This is a genomic window from Mycobacterium alsense (genome assembly GCF_002086635.1).
Classification (GTDB): Bacteria; Actinomycetota; Actinomycetes; order Mycobacteriales; family Mycobacteriaceae; genus Mycobacterium; species Mycobacterium alsense.
Genome location: NZ_MVHD01000001.1, coordinates 142,447 through 159,411 on the forward strand (window position 1 = coordinate 142,447; position 16,965 = coordinate 159,411).

A 16,965-nucleotide genomic window follows, 5' to 3' on the forward strand; every position below is an offset into this window, starting at 1 on the left:
CATGTACCTGAGCGCGGAACGGTTGGCCCTCGCCAACCAGACGGTCAAGGAGACTTTCGAGCAGTCCAGCGCCGCCTGGCAGAACATCCCACACTGGGACACCGGGGACCCCAGCCAGACCCAGGTGCCGAACGACAACCTGAAAACGCCAAACTTCTTGACGCTCACGCCGTTGCCAGAGGACTTCCAGGTGATGCTGGCCGACGTGATCGCGCCCAAGCCCGACGCGCTGCTCGCGAACGTGATCGCTCACACCGTGAAACTCGCTAAGGCCGTTGACGACGCGGTCTTTCCCGCCCTTCGGACCGGCGCACCCGAGGCGAAGATCGTCAAGCCGGGGACCACCCCGGAGATCCTGAACGGTCTCATCGATGCGCGGGCGCTGGTCGAGCAGGGTGGGTACCGGGCGCCGTCGTCCCTCATCACGGACACGAAGGGGCTCAAGGACCTCAGCGCATTGGTCAGCGGGTACCCGGGCACCAATGTGTTGTTGCCTCCCGCCAACATCAACTCGCTGCAACGGGTGGATGCGCTCGAGACCCCGCCGGCCAAAGCCCTGGCATATCTGCTGGGACGGCGCCAACGGATCGCGCCGGCCGGCGCGGCGGACGCGTCAGCGGGTGAGGAGCCGCTGGACCTCGCCGTCAGCGTCCCGCCCAGCCTGGAGGTCGTCGGCGGCGCGGCCAACAACATGATCCAATTCAGGGTCCGCATCACCTACGTGTTAAGGATCAAGGACCCGAGCGGATACGCGGTCATCCTTCGCCCATAATGACGTCGACCCCTACCCAGGCGCGCTCGCTTTCCCTGGCGCCGGGCGCGCTCGAGGAATACCTCGCCCTGTGCAAGGAGGCCTGCGACGGCGAGATCGACCGGCTGTACGGCCCGGGTGAGCGCGGGTCCAACGGTCTCTACGACCTGATCCTCGACTACCCGATGCGCGGCGGGAAGGCGCTGCGGCCGGCACTGAGCATCGCGACCTGCCTCGGGCTCGGGGGCCACCTCGAGGCGATACTGCCGACCGCCGCGACCCTCGAGCTCTACCACAACGCTTTCCTCATCCATGACGACATCGAGGACGAGTCGTGGTGGCGCCGAGGCAAACCCACGCTTCACATCGATCACGGAGTGCCGATTGCGGTGAACGTCGGCGACGCCATGCTGTCGCTGTCGCTGCAGCCGCTGCTCGACAACGTCGAACGGATGGGGCTGGGGCCCGCCCTGCGCATCCTGCGGGCCGTCGCCAAGATGACCCGCCTGACCGTCGACGGCCAGGCCCTGGAGCTCGAGTGGGTCCGGTCCAACACCTGGCGGCTCGAGGACGACGACTACCTCGAGATGGTGGAACTCAAGACCAGCTGGTACTCGTTCATCACGCCGCTGCAGGCCGGCGCGATCGCGGCCGGCGCCGGAAACGAGAAGATGGCGCCGCTGGAATCCCTCGGCCGGCACCTCGGGGCGGCCTTTCAGATCACCGACGACCTGCTGAATCTGCGGGCCGACCCCGAGGAGTACGGCAAGGAGATCGGCGGCGACCTCTGGGAGGGCAAGCGAACCCTGATGCTGTTGCACACCTTGCGATCCGCCGAACCGGGCGACCAGGATCGCGCCGTGCAGATTCTGTCCCGGCGGCGCCCGAGCGCCGACGGCGAGTTGGGGATGACCGAGCTGCTCGATCGGCTGACCGCCCGCGGCCAGCTCTCCCAATCCGGCCGGCTCGAGATCGATACTCGGCTGCGGGGACATCATCCCTCGGAGCCCAAGAGCCTCAACGACATACGATGGCTCTACGAACTGATGCACCGGGTCGGCTCGCTGCGGCACGCCCGCGAGGTCGCCGCCCGGCACGCCCGCGACGCGGCCAAAGCGCTCGCGGGCCTGGACTGGTTCCCCCGCAGCCGCCATCGGGACGTGCTGGCCGATCTCGTCGACTACGTACACGGGCGCACCCGATGACCCCCGAAGCCTTGCTGGGCATGCTGGCGGAGCTCGAACGCATCCGCGAGCTGACCCTCGACCTCATCGAGCGACAGACCCCTGGGTTGCGACCGGCCCCCGCGGACGAGGCCGGCGAAACGGAGCGGGGCGTGTTCGACCTGCTCCTTGGCGCGCGCCGTGCCGTCTTGGGGAACCCCGCGGCCGCCCGGGGGCTGCACGACCGACTCGTCGCCGAGGGCCGTCGCTACGCAAGCACTCCGCGCGGGGCGCGGCTGCGCGACGCGTTGGTCGCCTCGGAAGCGGTAGAAAACCTGCGACGCGTCTGGGAGATGGTGAGCCTCAACGTTCTCGGCGGTCCCGCCGCACCCAACGCCGCCCCCGACGCCTGGGCGGATCTGTTGGCCGACGCTGTCATCGGCGGCGGCCTCGACGATTCCGTCCTGGACCGACTGCGGCCCGAGGGGTTCGTATGACACTGGCCGATCCCCGCGAAGCGCTCGCCGACCAGGCCGATTTCATTGGCTACCTGCTCGGCCTCGCGGGGCTGGCCCGGCTGGTCCACACCCTGGCCGAGGACGACCGCCCAGCCGCGGCTCGCCGCGACCCCGACGACTTCGTGCACGCGCTGCTGGGGCTCGCGAGCCTGGGCGCAGCGATTGAGAGGCTCGCCAATGCCGCTGCGGCACAACCGCACCCGACCGCCGAGCCCGCGGCCCCGACGACCCTGAGGTGGCTGCGATGAGCGCGGTGCTCGCACGCAGCGACTTCCTCCGCGCCCCGGTGCTGGCCACCGCGCGGCCCGCCGGCTTCAAGGAGTGGCACCACTTCGTGGTGCACGGGCGGGGCTTCCGGCTCCTGATCAATTTCAGCCTCACCAACGAAGCGCGCGGCGCCGGCCGGGCCCGACTGGTGCCTCGGGTCATCGTGATCGCGCACGACGCGAACTGGACCGGCGTCATCGAGCGGTTCGACGACCGCGCCCTGAACGTCTCGGCCGATCTGGGCGAACTGACCGTCGGCGGCAACCGGATGACCGTTCGGCCCGATGGCTATTGCGTGGTAATCGACTTGCCCGACAAGGGTATTCGCGGGAAATTGCACTTTGCCTCGGCGATCCGGCCATTCGTGGTTCGCAACGAACCGGCGGGCGACGGCCGGATTAGCTGGCTCGTCGTACCGAGGCTGCGCGCCGAGGGATGGCTTCACATCGGCGGTCGCGAGCACCGCATGGATGATGACCTCGCCTATCACGACCATAACTGGGGCCGGTTCTGGTGGGGCGACGATTTCGGCTGGACGTGGGGCACGATCTTGCCCAGCGGACCGCGGGACCCGTGGTCCATGGTCTTCGTGCAGATCACCGACCGGAAGCGGCTGCGCTGCCTGTCCCGATCGCTCTACGTGTGGCACCACGACGAGCCCGGCGCGATATTCCGGCACGCGGCGGTGCAGACACGCGCGGACGGCGTGCTGGACCGCGCGGCCGACTGCACGCTACCGCCGCCGATGCGCCTGCTGCTGGACGGCGAGGCGCCGGGTGTTCCGGAACGGATCGACATCACCGCCACGCGGGCGGGCGATTCGGTGCACGCCGAGTTCCGCTCGCGCTCCTATGCGCGCCTGGCGCAGCCCAGTGAGATGCACCTCAACCGCTCGACGGTGCTCTGTGAAACGGACGGCACCGTCCGCGCGAGCGGCACAGTGCAAGGCGAAGACTTCGACTTTGTCGGTACCGGTGTATTCGAGTTCCTCTATGGCTGAACGGATTTCATCGCTGCTGCGTCGCTCGGTCGAGCACCTGGAGGACGAGGTGCCCGACAGCTACCGCTTGCTGGTCGCCGAGCTCGGCACGATGGTGGTGGAGCTGGACGTCGACGGCGAGGTCTTTGCGGTGCGCGGCGGTGATCGGCTTCGGGTGTCGGACGGCGCGGCGGGCGCGGCCGGTGTCCGGATCGTCACCTCGCGAGCCACCATCCTCGACCTGCTCGACGCCGGGGTGGGGCTCGGCGAGGCGGTGGAGGCGGGCACGGTGCGCGTGCGGGGCGCTCTCGACGACGTCCAGCGTGCGCACGACTCGCTGCTGGCCTACGTCCACGCCGCGGTGCGCGCGCCCGCTCAGCCCGCACTGCTGGCCGAACTGCGGGCGGGGCCGCCATGACCGAGTGCGTTTGCACGCCGGCGTCCTGCGAGCGGCGCCCCACCGTGGCGGTCCTCGGCGCCGGCATCGCCGGCCTCACCGCCGCGCACGAACTGGCCGAGCGCGGCTTCGTCGTCACCGTGTACGAGCCGCGACGCGACGAGCGCAACGGATTTTGCACCGCGCCCGCGGGGACGTACCCTCCCGTCAAGCTCGGCGGCCTCGCCGCGTCCCAGTACTCGACGGTGGGCAGCCACGACGGAAGCCAAGCCGAACTGCGACCGTTCCCGGGCCGCCGGGGGCGGCCACGTCCGCCCGGGCGAGCGGTCGCGGGCGAACACGGGTTCCGCTTCTTTCCCGCGTATTACCTACACATCTGGGACATGTTCCAGCGCATTCCGGTCTACGAGCCCACCCACACGGGCGGATGGGCGCCGACCTCGCGCACCATCTATGACAACGTCCGGCGGGTGATCACCCAGGGCGTCACCGTCGACGGCAAGCCGTCCCTCGTCTTTCCCCGCGAACGCCCCCGCAGCGGTGCCGAGTTTCTCGGCATCCTGGGCCAACTCGCGACGGTGGGCCTGACTTTCGGCGACGTCGCGACCTTCCAGAGCAGGATGCTGCGCTATCTGGTCACCAGCCCCCTGCGCCGGGCGCGGGAGCTGCAAAACGTGTCCGCCTACGACTTCTTCGTCGGACACGACAGCAAGACCGGAACCAACCAATTCTCCTACACGCCACCGTGCGAGGCGCTGCTGCGCCAAATGCCAAGGGTCCTGGCCGCATTCGACTCGCGCTGGGGCGACGCGCGCACCAACCTCAGCACCTATCTGCAGCTGTACCTGAACATGGACCGCACCGACAACAAGGCCGACGGGGTACTCAACGGCCCCACCACCGAGGCCTGGTTCGACCATTGGTATCGCCACCTCGTCGCGCTCGGTGTCCGCTTCGTCCACAACGCGGCGACCCGCCTCGACCCGCCCGCCTTCGACGCGGCCGAACCGCCCCACCTCAGGCCGCGGGTGCGGATCACATTCGCCGACGGCACGCGGGCCACCCCCGACTACACGATCGTCGCCGTCGACGCCCCGGCGGCCGAATTCATCACCACCGCGCTGCGCGCGGGCGGCACCGGCGGCACCGTGGCCGGACTGGACGGATTCACCACGCTCGCTCCCCCGCCCGACGGTCCGCTGCAGCCGGCGTCGACGCGGCCGCGAACACGCCGGAATCCCTACGCCATGGACGAATTGGGCCGGGTGCCGTGGGATCGGTTCCAGACGCTGTGCGGCATCCAGTACTACTTCGACACGGAATTCCAACTGCTGCGCGGACACATGTTGTACGCCGGCACGGACTGGGCGCTGTCGTCGATCAATCAGCAGGGTTTGTGGGAAAAACAACCGATCCTGGACCGCGACGGCCACGTCTCGGTGCTGTCGGTCGACATCGGGAATTTCAACGCCCCGTCCCGTCACCTGGGCAAGGCGGCCCGCGACTGCACGCCCGACGAGATCGCCGCCGAGGTGTGGCGGCAGATCGTGGCCGCGCTCACGGGCAACGTCGAGGCCTTCGCCGAGGAGGTCCTGCCGTGGCCCGCGTGGTACGCGCTCGACCGTGGCCTGGTGATGGCGGTCGGCCCGGGTCAGGGCGGGGGCCGCCCCGTGCGCAACGAGACGCCGTACCTCGTTCCCATCGTCGGGGACTGGACCAACCGGCCCAGCAGCGACCCGTGGAACCCGCACGGGACGTCGTGGAGCAGCGCGCCGCCGGAGGACTGGTGGCTGGAAGACCTCGAGAAGCGCAACGTCTGGCAGGCCCGCCACGGCGGCTATCAGGTGCACCACAATTCGGTCGTCTTCGCGGGCACCTGGAACAAGACGTTCACCCGGTTGACCTCGATGGAGGCCGCATGCGAGTCGGGACGGCATGCCGTCAACGCCATCCTCGACCACTACGTCTGGGTCGAATCGGGCGGCGTCGATCGCCGGGAGAAGACGACCCTGCGCTGGGAATTCCCCTACGGCTTCCTCGATCAGGGTCTGTCGAGCCCGATTCGGCTGCCCACACCGGCCGGTGACTACTGCTACGTCTTCGACATCGAAAATCGCGAGCCGGCCGACACCCGGGCCCTGCGCACGCTGGACTCGAAATTCTGCCAACAGTCGCTCCCCCATCCGCTGGACGTACTCGCCGGCTGGGGTGCCCCCGTGTCCCCCGTCCCCCCGCCCGCTGGAGGTTAGAAATGTTCATGCCGACAAGCGATTACACCCAGCAGTTGCTCGCCTACCTGCAGGCCTGGCGCCAGCTGCTGGAGCAGTGGACCGGCATGACGGCCGGGGTGCCGTTCCCGACGCTCCCGTTCGCGATGCCCGCGGCGCCGTTCATGCCACCGGGCGGGCAGTTCGTGCCGCCGACGGTGCCGTTCGTGCCGCCGGCGGTGCCGTTCGTGCCGCCCGCGGTGCCGTTCGTGCCGCCGCCCGCCGCGGCGGGCGCGCCGACGCCGCCCGCGCCGGCCGACTACACGCAGCAGTTGTTCAGCTATCTCGCGGCCTGGCGGCAATACCTCGAGCAGATGACGGGGGCGGCGCCGGGATCGCCGCAGGCGCCGACCGCGCAGGCGCCCGCCGAGACCGCCGACGGCGGCGGCGCGGCGTCGCACGCGCGCCCGCCGGACGTGCCGATTCCACCCCCCGACGAGGCCGGCAGCAGGGGCCCGATCGACACCGCCCGCAAGGAGCCCAGCCCCACGTGGCCGCCGCGGCTGGTGGACATCGAGCCCGGCAGCTACGGCGGGAGCCAAGTCGTCAGCACCGACGTGTCGGGGGCCGCCGACCCCTTCGGCCCGCGGCTGGACGTGCCCGAGGTGCTGAGCCCGCCCGAATACGACTTCGGGTATCAATTCGACGGCCCGCGCCGGAGGACCACCGCCGGCGCGGCCGCCGCATCGGTCGTGCCTGTGCGCGCGACACCGGAGGCGGCCACCCAGCTACCCATCACCGGCACGCCGTTTCGCAGCGCGATCGAGCGCGCGCAGGCGACTTTGGGGGCGCTCGGCGAGGTCCGTGAAACGCCCTCGCCCTGAAGACTGGTGGCAGGTACAGGATTCGAACCTGTGTAGGCGTAAGCCGACGGATTTACAGTCCGCTCCCATTGGCCGCTCGGGCAACCTGCCGCCAGACAGGTTACAACGACCGGGTAGACAAGGCACAAACGGCTAACCGGATGAAGGGACGGATCGCATGGCTGACTCATCGTTCGACATCGTCAGCAAGGTCGATCGCCAGGAAGTCGACAACGCGCTCAACCAGGCCGCCAAGGAGCTGGCCACCCGGTTCGACTTCCGCGGCACCGACACCAAGATCGCGTGGAAGGGTGACGAGGCGATCGAGCTGACGTCGTCCACCGAGGAGCGCGTCAAGGCAGCCGTCGACGTCTTCAAGGAGAAGCTGGTCCGCCGCGACATCTCGATGAAGGCCTTCGAGGCCGGCGAGCCGCAGGCGTCGGGCAAGGTCTACAAGGTCACCGGCAGCCTCAAGCAGGGCATCAGCAGCGAGAACGCCAAGAAGATCACCAAGCTCATCCGCGACGAGGGGCCGAAGAACGTCAAGACCCAGATCCAGGGCGACGAGGTCCGCGTCACCAGCAAGAAGCGCGACGACCTGCAGGCCGTCATCGCGATGCTCAAGCAGGCCGACCTGGACGTGGCGCTGCAGTTCGTCAACTACCGGTAGCAGCTGACCTTGGTCCCTGGCCCGACCAACCGGTGGGTATCTAGGCTGCATGGGGAAGCCCCCGGAGTTAAGCGAGGTTCACGATGACCGTGACTCCCCAGGACCGGCAGTTCGACGTCGTCATCATCGGCGCGGGCATCTCCGGCATCGACGCGGCCTACCGTATCTCCGAGCGCAACCCCGGCCTGACCTACACGATCCTGGAGCGGCGCGCGCAGATCGGCGGCACCTGGGACCTGTTCCGCTACCCCGGCGTTCGCTCCGACAGCAGCATCTTCACCCTGTCGTTCCCCTTCGAGCCGTGGACCCGCGAGGAGGGCGTGGCCGACGGCGAGCACATCCGCGAGTACCTGAGGACCACCGCGCACAAGTACGGCATCGACCGCCACATCCGGTTCAACAGCCGCGTCGTCGCGGCGGACTGGGACTCGTCCACCGACACGTGGACGGTCACCGCCGAGGAAGACGGCGCGCGCCGGACCTACCGCGGCCGCTTCGTGTTCTTCGCCAGCGGCTACTACGACTACGACGAGGGCTACACCCCGGACTTTCCCGGCATCGAACGCTTCGAGGGCACCGTCATCCACCCCCAGCACTGGCCCGAGGACCTCGACTACGCCGGCAAGAACGTCGTCGTCATCGGCAGCGGCGCCACCGCCGTCACGCTGATCCCCTCGCTGGCCGAAAGCGCCGGCAAGGTCACCATGCTGCAGCGCTCACCGACGTACCTGGTTTCGGCGTCCAAATACGGCAAGGTCGCCGCCGTCGCTCGTAAACTGCTGCCCCGCAGGCCTTCCCACCTGGTGATCCGGATGTACAGCGCGCTGACGGAGGCGGTGTTCTTCTTCTTGTCCCGCAAGGCGCCGGGTTTGGTGCGCTGGCTGCTGCGGCGCAAGGCGATCAACAGCCTGCCCCCCGGCTACGCCGTCGACGTCCATTTCAGGCCGCGGTACAACCCGTGGGATCAGCGGATGTGCCTGATCCCGGACGCCGACCTCTATAACGCCATCTCCCAGGGCCGCGCCGAGGTCGTCACCGACCGCATCGACCACTTCGACGCGACCGGCATCGTCCTCGAATCCGGCGGGCACCTCGACGCCGACATCATCGTCACCGCGACGGGCCTGCAACTGCAGGCCCTGGGCGGGGCCGCGATCAGCCTGGACGGCGAACCGGTCGACCACCGCGACCGATTCGTCTACAAGGCGCACATGCTCGAAGACGTGCCCAACCTGTTCTGGTGCGTGGGTTACACCAACGCCTCGTGGACGCTGCGGGCCGACATCACCGCGCGGGCCACGGCAAAGCTGCTGGCGCACATGGCCTCCCACGGCTACACGCACGCCTACCCGCACCTCGGCGACCAGCCCATGGACGTCAAGCCGTCGTGGGACATCCAGGCCAACTACGTGAAACGGTCGTGGCACGCGCTGCCGAAATCGGGCACCAAGCGGCCGTGGAACGTGCGGCAGAACTACCTCGCCGACGCCATCGACTACCGGTTCGACCGCATCGAGGAGTCGATGGTGTTCGGCCGCGTGTCCGACCGCGCGGCGCTGGCCGGGTAGGCCCGCGCGGGAATACGCTGATCGCCATGGCACCCGACAAGCGCGAAGCCAGAGTCGTTGTCCTCGGTGGCGGTTCCTGGGGAACCACGGTGGCGTCCATCTGCGCGCGCCGCGCGCCGACGCTGCAGTGGGTGCGCTCCGAGGCGACCGCCAAGGACATCAACGACAACCACCGCAACAGCCGCTACCTCGGCAACGACGTCGTACTGAGCGACACGCTGCGCGCCACCACCGACTTCGTCGAGGCCGCCAACTCCGCCGACGTCGTCGTGATGGGGGTGCCCTCGCACGGCTTCCGCGGCGTGCTCACCGAGCTGAGCAAGGAGCTCAGGCCCTGGGTGCCGGTGGTGTCCCTGGTCAAGGGGCTGGAGCAGGGCACCAACATGCGAATGTCGCAGATCATCGAGGAGCTGCTGCCCGGCCACCCGGCGGGCATCCTGGCCGGGCCGAACATCGCCCGCGAGGTGGCCGAGGGCTACGCGGCCGCGGCGGTGCTGGCGATGCCCGACCAGCACCTGGCGACCCGGCTGGCGGGCCTGTTCCGCACCCGGCGCTTCCGCGTCTACACCACCGACGACGTCATCGGGGTCGAGATGGCCGGTGCCCTGAAGAACGTCTTCGCCATCGCCGTGGGGATGGGCTACTCGCTGGGCATCGGGGAAAACACCCGCGCGCTGGTGATCGCGCGCTCGCTGCGCGAAATGACCAAGCTGGGCGTGGCGATGGGCGGAAACCCCGACACCTTCCCCGGCCTGGCCGGTCTCGGTGACCTGATCGTTACCTGCACCAGCCAGCGCAGCCGCAACCGCCACGTCGGCGAACAACTCGGCGCCGGCAAGCCGATCGACGAGATCATCGCGTCGATGAACCAGGTCGCCGAGGGCGTCAAGGCGGCCAGCGTGATCATGGAGTTCGCCAACGAATTCGGCCTGAACATGCCGATTGCCCGGGAGGTGGACGCGGTGATCAACCACGGCTCGAGCGTCGAACAGGCCTACCGCGGGCTCGCCGCCGAGGTTCCCGGTCACGAGGTGCACGGCTCAGGTTTCTGATCCGGCGGTTGAACGGCGCGTAGCGAAAACATTTGGATTCGCTATGCGGGAGGCCCGTCGGCTTGACCCGCGCTTTGCCCGGCAAATACCGTCGTAGCAGGTAGCCGGGCTGTGACCCGCGATTCGCGCAGTCGTAATCGTCTGTGCGCCAACGAGCTACGCCGACGCAACGCAGCGCAATCCGGGGCGAATATCGGAACATCCCCCGCTAAGACAACGAGGGAAGCCAACCGATGCAGGACATCGACCAGCTCGACGAGCAAGCGATCGACCAGGGCCACAAGGAAACACGAATGGACCGGATACGATCGATCGCCCGCCACGACTTGCCGGCGTCGCTCGTGGTCTTCCTGGTCGCGCTCCCGTTGTCACTGGGGATCGCGATCGCCTCGAACGCCCCCGTGCTCGCCGGGCTGATCGCCGCGGTCGTCGGGGGCATCGTCGTCGGAGCCATCGGCGGATCACCGCTGCAGGTCAGCGGCCCCGCCGCCGGCCTCACCGTGGTGGTGGCCGACCTGATCTCCCAATTCGGTTGGGGGGTAACCTGTTTGATCACCATGGCCGCGGGCGTGCTCCAGGTTCTTTTGGGGCTCAGCCGGGTGGCGCGGGCCGCGCTGGCGATCTCGCCCGTGGTCGTGCACGCCATGCTGGCCGGGATCGGGATCACGATCGCGCTGCAACAGGCGCACGTGCTGCTGGGCGGGCAATCCAAGAGCACCGCCTGGCACAACCTCGTTGGCCTGCCTGGGCAGATCATCGGGGCGCATCGGCCCGGCGCGCTGTTGGGTGTGGCGGTGATCGTCATCATGGTCGGGTGGCGCTGGGTTCCGGCCCGACTGCGCTTCATTCCGGGCCCGCTGGTCGCCATCGTGGGTGTGACCATCATCTCGGTGGTCTTCCCGTTCGACGTGCGGCGAATCCAGCTCAACGGGTCACCCCTGGACGCGCTGCAGCTGCCCGATATTCCGCACGGCAACTGGGGCGCGTTCGCCATCGGCGTGATCACCGTGGCGCTCATCGCCAGCGTCGAGAGCCTGCTCTCGGCGGTCTCGGTCGACCGGATGCACCACGGTCCGCGCACCGACTTCGACCGCGAGCTGATCGGGCAGGGCACCGCCAACGCCGTGTCGGGGGCGATCGGAGGGCTGCCGATCACCGGGGTGATCGTCCGCAGCTCAACCAACGTCAACGCCGGCGCGAAAACCCGCGCCTCCGCCCTCCTGCACGGCGTGTGGATCCTGTTGTTCACGGTTCCGTTCGCGGGGTTGGTCGAAGAGATTCCGACCGCGGCGCTGGCCGGATTGCTGATCGTCATCGGCATTCAGCTGCTGAAGCCGGCCCACATCGAAACGGCCATGAGGCACGGCGATCTCGCCGTCTACGTGGTGACCGCGGTCAGCGTCATCTTCCTCAACCTGCTGCACGGCGTGCTGATCGGACTCGCCCTGGCCATCGCGTTGACCGGATGGCGGGTGATCCGCGCCAGGGTCGAAGCCACGCCCGACGGCCAAGGATGGCACGTGCTGATCGAGGGCCCGGCATGCACCTTCCTCGCCCTGCCCCGACTGACTCGCGTGTTGGCGTCCGTCCCCGCGGGATCGTCAGTGACGGTTGAGCTTTCGGTCAACTACCTCGATCACGCCGCCCATCAAGCGATCAGCGACTGGCGGCGCCAGTTCGAGGCGACGCGTGGCACGGTCCGGATCCACGGACTGTTCGAGACGGGCCACCTCATCCGTCGACACACCACCAGGCTGGTCGAAGCCGAAAGGCCCGAAGCGGCAGCCTAACCCAACCGCGAGCGGTCAGTCGACGTCGATGCGGATGTGAAGCCGCTTGCCGCACACCTGCGCCAGGCGTGCCAGCACATCGACGCGCGGCACCTCGGTCCCCGCCTCCCACGCCGCGACGGCGTCCTGCGCGACGCCGAGCGCCTCCGCGAGTTGGGCCTGGTTCATGTCCGCGCCGGCGCGTGTTTCGAAGATCAAATCCGGCAGATCCAGTGCCAGCCCGGCTTCGTGAATATCTAGTGCGTTAGCTTCCGGCATCGCAGTCACCGCCTTCATAACGGTCAGCCAACGGAGTACGGCTAAACCCGATGGTACGCCGCCGCTAGCGGCCGGCCATCTCCTCGAGCCGGCGGATACGGTCCTGGATCGGCGGGTGCGTCGAGAACAGCGAGCCGATCCTCTCACCCGCGCGGAACGGGTTGGCGATCATCAGGTGCGCCTGGCTGGCCAGCTGCGGCTCCGGCGGCAACGGGGCCGCCTGGACCCCGCTGGAGATCTTGCGCAGCGCCGACGCCAGGGCCAGCGGGTCCCCGGTCAGCACGGCGCCCGACTCGTCGGCCTGGTATTCCCGCGACCGGGACACCGCGAGCCGGACCACGGTCGCCGCGATGGGCCCGAGCAACGAAACCAGCAGCAGCGCAAAGGGATTCTCGCCGTCGCGGTCATTGCCGCCGAAGAACATCGCTATGTAGGACAGCGCGGTGATCACCGACGCCATCGCACCGGCGACGCAGGAGATCAGGATGTCGCGGTTGTAGACGTGCGAAAGCTCATGCCCCAGCACGGCGCGCAGCTCACGCTCATTGAGCATCTGCAGGATGCCGGTGGTGCAGCACACCGCGGCGTTGCGCGGGTTGCGGCCGGTGGCGAACGCGTTGGGGGCGTTGGTGTCGCTGATGTACAGCCTCGGCATCGGCTGGTGGGCGGCGGTGGCCAGCTCGCGCACGATCCGATACATGGCCGGCTCCTGCAACTCCGAGACCGGCTGCGCGTGCATGGCCCGCAGCGCCAGCTTGTCGCTGTTGAAGTAGGTGTAGGCGTTCATGCCGATCGCGAACAGGACCGCCAACCACATGGCCGTCCTGCCGAACAGCGAGCCCACCAGCACGATCAACACGGACATACCGACCAACAGGGCGAAGGTCTTCAGCCTGTTGGCATGGGGATGCCAGGTCATCGGTGCCCTCCTAGGAACACTCCGCACGACGCGTTCACGCTCATCATTGTCGACCATTGAACGCCCGAGACGGCGGTTGAGGTTCCGTGACCGCTAACCGTGGCGGCTCACCGTGTAGTCGACGAGCGTCTCGAGCGCGCGCCGGCCGGGGCCGTCGGGCAAAAGCGCCAGCTCCTGGCGCGCTTGGGCCGCGTACTGCGTCAGGAAGTGCTTGGCCTTGGCCATGCCGGGTGACGCGCGCAACAGCGTCAGCGCCTCGGCGACCTGCGCGTCGTCCTCGACGGGCCCGGACAGCAGCTCGCGCAGCCGCGCCGCCTCCGGCGCGGGCTCGCGCAACGCATAAACCATCGGCAGGGTGTGCACGCCTTCGCGCACGTCGGTCCCGGGCAGCTTGCCGGACTCGTGGGAGTCGCTGTCGATGTCGATGATGTCGTCGGAGATCTGAAACGCGGTGCCCACGATGCCGCCGAGGCGGCTCAGCCGCTCCACCTGGTCGCCGTCGGCGCCCGCGAACATTGCGCCGAACCGGCCCGCGGCCGAGATCAGGCACGCCGTCTTCTCGTACACCACCTTCAGGTAGTGCTCGAGGGCATCGGTCCCCTCGGCGGCTCCCCGCCCCTCGCGCATCTGCCCGGTCACCAGTTGGGCGAACGTCTCGGCGATCAGCCGCACCGCTTCGGGCCCGAGCCGCGACACCAGCCGCGACGCCGTCGCGAACAGGTAGTCGCCGGCCAGGATCGCGACGTTGTTGCCCCAGCGCACATTTGCCGTCGGCGTGCCCCGGCGGACCTCGGCCTCGTCCATCACGTCGTCGTGGTACAGCGTGGCCAGGTGCACCAGTTCGATGACCGCGCCGGCGATGGTCACCTCGGCGGCGTCGGGGTTGGGCCCGATCTGCGCGGACAACACGGTGAACAGCGGCCGAAACCGCTTACCCCCGGCCTTGAACAGGTAGGTCAGCGAGTCGGTCATCACCGCGTCGGCGCTGCGCAGCTCGGTGTCCATGAGCTGCTCGATCCGCCCGACGCCGTCGCGCACGGTCTCGGCGAACGCGGCATCCGCGAAGTCGATGCCCGCCACCACGGTCGCCGGAGTGCTCACCCGACCAACATACTGGTGGGCATGAGGATCGGAGCCGACGTGGTGGTCGTGGGCGCCGGGCCGGCGGGGTCGGCCGCGGCGGCCTGGGCCGCCCGCGCGGGCGCCGACGTGCTCGTCGTCGACTTCGCCAGTTTCCCCCGCGACAAGGCGTGCGGTGACGGGCTGACCCCGCGCGCCGTCGCCGAGGTCGAACGACTGGGCCTCGGCGACTGGCTCGACACCCGCATCCGCCACCGCGGGCTGCGGATGAGCGGGTTCGGCGGCGAGGTCGAAGTCGACTGGCCCGGGCCGTCGTTCCCGTCGACCGGCAGCGCCGTGGCCCGCCTCGAGCTGGACGACCGGATCCGCAAGTGCGCCGAGGATTCCGGGGCGCGGATGCTGTTGGGCACCAAAGCCGTTGCCGCCCATCATGACTCGTCGCGGCGGGTGGTCTCTTTGACGCTGGCCGACGGGACCGAGGTGGGGTGCCGCCGGTTGATCGTCGCCGACGGGGCCCGGTCACCGCTGGGCCGCAAGCTGGGGCGGCGCTGGCATCAGGAGACGGTGTACGGCGTCGCCGCCCGCGGCTACCTGACCACCCCGCGCGGCGACGACCCCTGGCTGACGTCGCACCTGGAACTGCGCTCCCCCGACGGCGCCGTTTTGCCCGGCTACGGCTGGATCTTCCCGCTGGGCAACGGCGAGGTGAACATCGGCGTCGGTGCGCTGTCGACGTCGAAGCGGCCGGCGGACCTGGCGCTGCGACCCCTGATCTCCTACTACACCGACCTGCGCCGCGACGAGTGGGGCTTCGTCGGCGAGCCGCGCGCGGTGGCGTCGGCGCTGCTGCCGATGGGCGGCGCGGTGTCCGGGGTGGCCGGGCCCAACTGGATGCTGATCGGCGACGCCGCGGCCTGCGTCAACCCCCTCAACGGCGAGGGCATCGACTACGGCATGGAGACTGGTCGGCTGGCCGCCGAGCTGCTGGACTGCGCCGATCTGTCTCGGCTGTGGCCGTCGCTGCTGCAAAACCATTACGCGCGCGGGTTCTCGGTCGCGCGCCGGCTGGCGTTGTTGCTGACCTTCCAGCGGTTCTTGCCCGCGACCGGGCCGATCGCGATGCGCTCGACGCGGCTAATGGCCATCGCCGTGCGGGTGATGGCCAACCTGGTCACCGACGAGGACGCCGACTGGGTGGCGCGGGCCTGGCGGGGCGGCGGGCGGCTGTCCCGGCTGATCGACCGCCGAACGCCGTTCAGCTGAACCCGCCAAGCCTCCGCGGGGACCGGTTCCCCCGCCGAGCCGATACATAAACCGGGGCTGCGCTTTTCGGCGTGTCGCCGCCGCCGTGTATGTCGAGGTATCAACCCCATTGACATATATCAGCACGGTTGATATATATGACGCATGACTCAACCACTAGATTTCGAATTCGAAACCGCCTACCGTGGCGAATCCGCCCAATTCGGTGAGGGCACGCGACCGCCCTGGAGCATCGACGCCCCGCAGCCCGAGCTCGCCGCGCTGATCGAGCAGGGCAAGTTCCACGGCGACGTCCTCGACGTGGGCTGCGGCGAAGCGGCCATCTCGCTGGCGCTGGCCGAACGCGGCCACACCACCGTCGGCCTGGACCTGTCCCCCACCGCGATCGACCTGGCGCGCCGCGAGGCCGAGAGGCGCGGGCTGACCAATTTGACCTTCGAGGTGGCCGACATCAGTTCGTTCACCGGCTACGACGGCCGGTTCGGCACCATCGTCGACAGCACCCTGTTCCACTCCATCCCGGTGGAGGCGCGCGAGGGTTACCAGCAGTCGATCCGGCGGGCCGCCGCGCCGGGCGCGTCGTACTTCGCGCTGGTCTTCGACAAGGCCTCGGTGCCCGAGGGCCCGATCAACGCCGTCACCGCCGACGAGCTGCGCGAGGCGGTATCCAAGTACTGGGTCGTCGACGACATCAGGCCGGCCCGCATCTACGCCAAGCTGCCCGAGGGCATCACGGACATGCCGGGCATGCTGTTTCCGGACGTCCGCGACGAGCCCAACGGCCTCAAATCGGTCGGCGCCTGGTTACTGACCGCGCATTTGGCGTGAGGTGTATAGTCCGGCTAATGAAGGCTTCGAGGCTGGCTTCGCTCATCGCCATGGCGGGCGCCGCTATCGCATTGGCGGCGCCCGCGCAGGCCGATGACTACGACTACATCTTCAAGCAGACCGTCAACCACTTCGGCGTTTACGGCCCGCAGGACCAACTCGCGTGGCTGGGCAAGATCAGCTGTGAGCGGATCGGCAGGGGTGTGGACGGCGACGCGTACAAGTCGGCCAACTTCATCCAGCACAACCTTCCGCTGGGCACCACGCAGGGTCAGGCGCTCCAATTCCTGGGGGCCGCGGTCGACCACTACTGCCCGGACCAGGTCGGCTTCGTGCAGGCCGCGGGCCGCTGAGCAAATGGCGGCACCGCGAGACTGTAACTAGCGACACCC

The 16,965-nt window shown here is 68.9% G+C and carries 16 protein-coding genes, 1 tRNA gene and 1 pseudogene; 14 read left to right on the plus strand and 4 right to left on the minus strand.

The window, feature by feature from the left end:
- Position 1: 1 nt before the first annotated feature.
- The 7 genes and pseudogenes from BST11_RS00665 to BST11_RS00695 all read left to right on the plus strand — a co-directional run.
- Positions 2-772 (plus strand): hypothetical protein, encoded by a 771-nt coding sequence (locus tag BST11_RS00665; protein ID WP_083136101.1) that lies wholly within the window; start codon positions 2-4, stop codon positions 770-772.
- Complete coding sequence (locus BST11_RS00670; protein WP_372509666.1) at positions 769-1,956, plus strand: polyprenyl synthetase family protein; 1,188 nt, start codon at positions 769-771, stop codon at positions 1,954-1,956. Before BST11_RS00665 ends, BST11_RS00670 begins: the two co-directional genes overlap by 4 nt.
- Positions 1,953-2,411, plus strand: a complete 459-nt coding sequence (locus BST11_RS00675) for a hypothetical protein (protein ID WP_083136103.1) — start codon at positions 1,953-1,955, stop codon at positions 2,409-2,411. Before BST11_RS00670 ends, BST11_RS00675 begins: the two co-directional genes overlap by 4 nt.
- Entirely contained in the window at positions 2,408-2,680 is a 273-nt protein-coding gene (locus BST11_RS00680) for a hypothetical protein (protein ID WP_083136104.1), read from the plus strand. The genes BST11_RS00675 and BST11_RS00680 overlap by 4 nt, the downstream gene beginning before the upstream one ends.
- The gene (locus tag BST11_RS00685) at positions 2,677-3,699 is read left to right on the plus strand and encodes a hypothetical protein (protein WP_083136105.1); all 1,023 of its coding nucleotides are present in this window, start codon (positions 2,677-2,679) and stop codon (positions 3,697-3,699) included. The genes BST11_RS00680 and BST11_RS00685 overlap by 4 nt, the downstream gene beginning before the upstream one ends.
- Complete coding sequence (locus tag BST11_RS00690; RefSeq protein ID WP_083136106.1) at positions 3,692-4,096, plus strand: SCP-2 sterol transfer family protein; 405 nt, start codon at positions 3,692-3,694, stop codon at positions 4,094-4,096. Before BST11_RS00685 ends, BST11_RS00690 begins: the two co-directional genes overlap by 8 nt.
- A pseudogene (locus BST11_RS00695) lies at positions 4,093-6,647 on the plus strand (FAD-dependent oxidoreductase); the annotation flags it as partial. The gene BST11_RS00690 and the pseudogene BST11_RS00695, both read left to right, overlap by 4 nt.
- Positions 6,648-7,170: 523 nt before the next feature.
- Here the strand turns inward: BST11_RS00695 and BST11_RS00700 are convergent.
- Positions 7,171-7,256: transfer RNA gene (locus tag BST11_RS00700), tRNA-Tyr, on the minus strand.
- A gap of 67 nt (positions 7,257-7,323) precedes the next feature.
- Here BST11_RS00700 and BST11_RS00705 point away from each other — a divergent pair.
- The 4 genes from BST11_RS00705 (at position 7,324) to BST11_RS00720 (ending at position 12,225) form a co-directional block, all read left to right on the plus strand.
- The gene (locus BST11_RS00705) at positions 7,324-7,815 is read left to right on the plus strand and encodes a YajQ family cyclic di-GMP-binding protein (RefSeq protein WP_083136107.1); all 492 of its coding nucleotides are present in this window, start codon (positions 7,324-7,326) and stop codon (positions 7,813-7,815) included.
- A gap of 83 nt (positions 7,816-7,898) precedes the next feature.
- Positions 7,899-9,383 (plus strand): flavin-containing monooxygenase, encoded by a 1,485-nt coding sequence (locus BST11_RS00710; protein ID WP_083136108.1) that lies wholly within the window; start codon positions 7,899-7,901, stop codon positions 9,381-9,383.
- A 26-nt stretch (positions 9,384-9,409) separates the two neighbouring features.
- Entirely contained in the window at positions 9,410-10,435 is a 1,026-nt protein-coding gene (locus BST11_RS00715; protein WP_083136109.1) for an NAD(P)H-dependent glycerol-3-phosphate dehydrogenase, read from the plus strand.
- A gap of 233 nt (positions 10,436-10,668) precedes the next feature.
- On the plus strand, positions 10,669-12,225 hold the full coding sequence (locus BST11_RS00720; protein WP_083136110.1) for a SulP family inorganic anion transporter: 1,557 nt from the start codon (positions 10,669-10,671) through the stop codon (positions 12,223-12,225).
- A gap of 15 nt (positions 12,226-12,240) precedes the next feature.
- Here BST11_RS00720 and BST11_RS00725 read toward each other — a convergent pair whose 3' ends face one another.
- The 3 genes from BST11_RS00725 to grcC1 form a co-directional block, all read right to left on the minus strand.
- Positions 12,241-12,501, minus strand: coding sequence for a helix-turn-helix domain-containing protein (locus BST11_RS00725; RefSeq protein ID WP_083136111.1), 261 nt, complete (start codon positions 12,499-12,501; stop codon positions 12,241-12,243).
- A 46-nt stretch (positions 12,502-12,547) separates the two neighbouring features.
- On the minus strand, positions 12,548-13,402 hold the full coding sequence (gene htpX, locus BST11_RS00730; RefSeq protein ID WP_083136112.1) for a zinc metalloprotease HtpX: 855 nt from the start codon (positions 13,400-13,402) through the stop codon (positions 12,548-12,550).
- A gap of 93 nt (positions 13,403-13,495) precedes the next feature.
- Positions 13,496-14,503: a nonaprenyl/(2E,6E)-farnesyl/geranylgeranyl diphosphat synthase gene (gene grcC1 / locus BST11_RS00735; RefSeq protein WP_083136113.1), complete on the minus strand. Its 1,008-nt coding sequence runs from the start codon at positions 14,501-14,503 to the stop codon at positions 13,496-13,498.
- A 21-nt stretch (positions 14,504-14,524) separates the two neighbouring features.
- On the opposite strand from grcC1, the gene menJ reads away from it, so the two are divergent.
- From menJ to BST11_RS00750, 3 genes are all read left to right on the plus strand, one after another.
- Entirely contained in the window at positions 14,525-15,745 is a 1,221-nt protein-coding gene (gene menJ / locus BST11_RS00740; protein ID WP_083136114.1) for a menaquinone reductase, read from the plus strand.
- Between the two features lie 144 nt (positions 15,746-15,889).
- Positions 15,890-16,573 (plus strand): class I SAM-dependent methyltransferase, encoded by a 684-nt coding sequence (locus tag BST11_RS00745; protein ID WP_083136115.1) that lies wholly within the window; start codon positions 15,890-15,892, stop codon positions 16,571-16,573.
- Positions 16,574-16,590: 17 nt separating this feature from the next.
- A complete protein-coding gene (locus tag BST11_RS00750) occupies positions 16,591-16,926 on the plus strand; it encodes a DUF732 domain-containing protein (protein ID WP_083136116.1) in 336 nt (111 codons plus the stop codon).
- Positions 16,927-16,965: the final 39 nt, after the last annotated feature.

Excerpts from the sequence above, each read along its gene's own strand:
- BST11_RS00665 (WP_083136101.1), top strand. The coding sequence starts at position 2 with ATGTACCTGAGCGCGGAACGGTTGGCCCTCGCCAACCAGACGGTCAAG.
- BST11_RS00675 (WP_083136103.1), top strand. The coding sequence starts at position 1,953 with ATGACCCCCGAAGCCTTGCTGGGCATGCTGGCGGAGCTCGAACGCATC.
- BST11_RS00680 (WP_083136104.1), top strand. The coding sequence starts at position 2,408 with ATGACACTGGCCGATCCCCGCGAAGCGCTCGCCGACCAGGCCGATTTC.
- BST11_RS00685 (WP_083136105.1), top strand. The coding sequence starts at position 2,677 with ATGAGCGCGGTGCTCGCACGCAGCGACTTCCTCCGCGCCCCGGTGCTG.
- BST11_RS00690 (WP_083136106.1), top strand. The coding sequence starts at position 3,692 with ATGGCTGAACGGATTTCATCGCTGCTGCGTCGCTCGGTCGAGCACCTG.
- BST11_RS00705 (WP_083136107.1), top strand. The coding sequence starts at position 7,324 with ATGGCTGACTCATCGTTCGACATCGTCAGCAAGGTCGATCGCCAGGAA.
- BST11_RS00710 (WP_083136108.1), top strand. The coding sequence starts at position 7,899 with ATGACCGTGACTCCCCAGGACCGGCAGTTCGACGTCGTCATCATCGGC.
- BST11_RS00715 (WP_083136109.1), top strand. The coding sequence starts at position 9,410 with ATGGCACCCGACAAGCGCGAAGCCAGAGTCGTTGTCCTCGGTGGCGGT.
- BST11_RS00720 (WP_083136110.1), top strand. The coding sequence starts at position 10,669 with ATGCAGGACATCGACCAGCTCGACGAGCAAGCGATCGACCAGGGCCAC.
- BST11_RS00725 (WP_083136111.1), bottom strand. The coding sequence starts at position 12,501 with ATGAAGGCGGTGACTGCGATGCCGGAAGCTAACGCACTAGATATTCAC.
- htpX (WP_083136112.1), bottom strand. The coding sequence starts at position 13,402 with ATGACCTGGCATCCCCATGCCAACAGGCTGAAGACCTTCGCCCTGTTG.
- menJ (WP_083136114.1), top strand. The coding sequence starts at position 14,525 with ATGAGGATCGGAGCCGACGTGGTGGTCGTGGGCGCCGGGCCGGCGGGG.
- BST11_RS00745 (WP_083136115.1), top strand. The coding sequence starts at position 15,890 with ATGACTCAACCACTAGATTTCGAATTCGAAACCGCCTACCGTGGCGAA.
- BST11_RS00750 (WP_083136116.1), top strand. The coding sequence starts at position 16,591 with ATGAAGGCTTCGAGGCTGGCTTCGCTCATCGCCATGGCGGGCGCCGCT.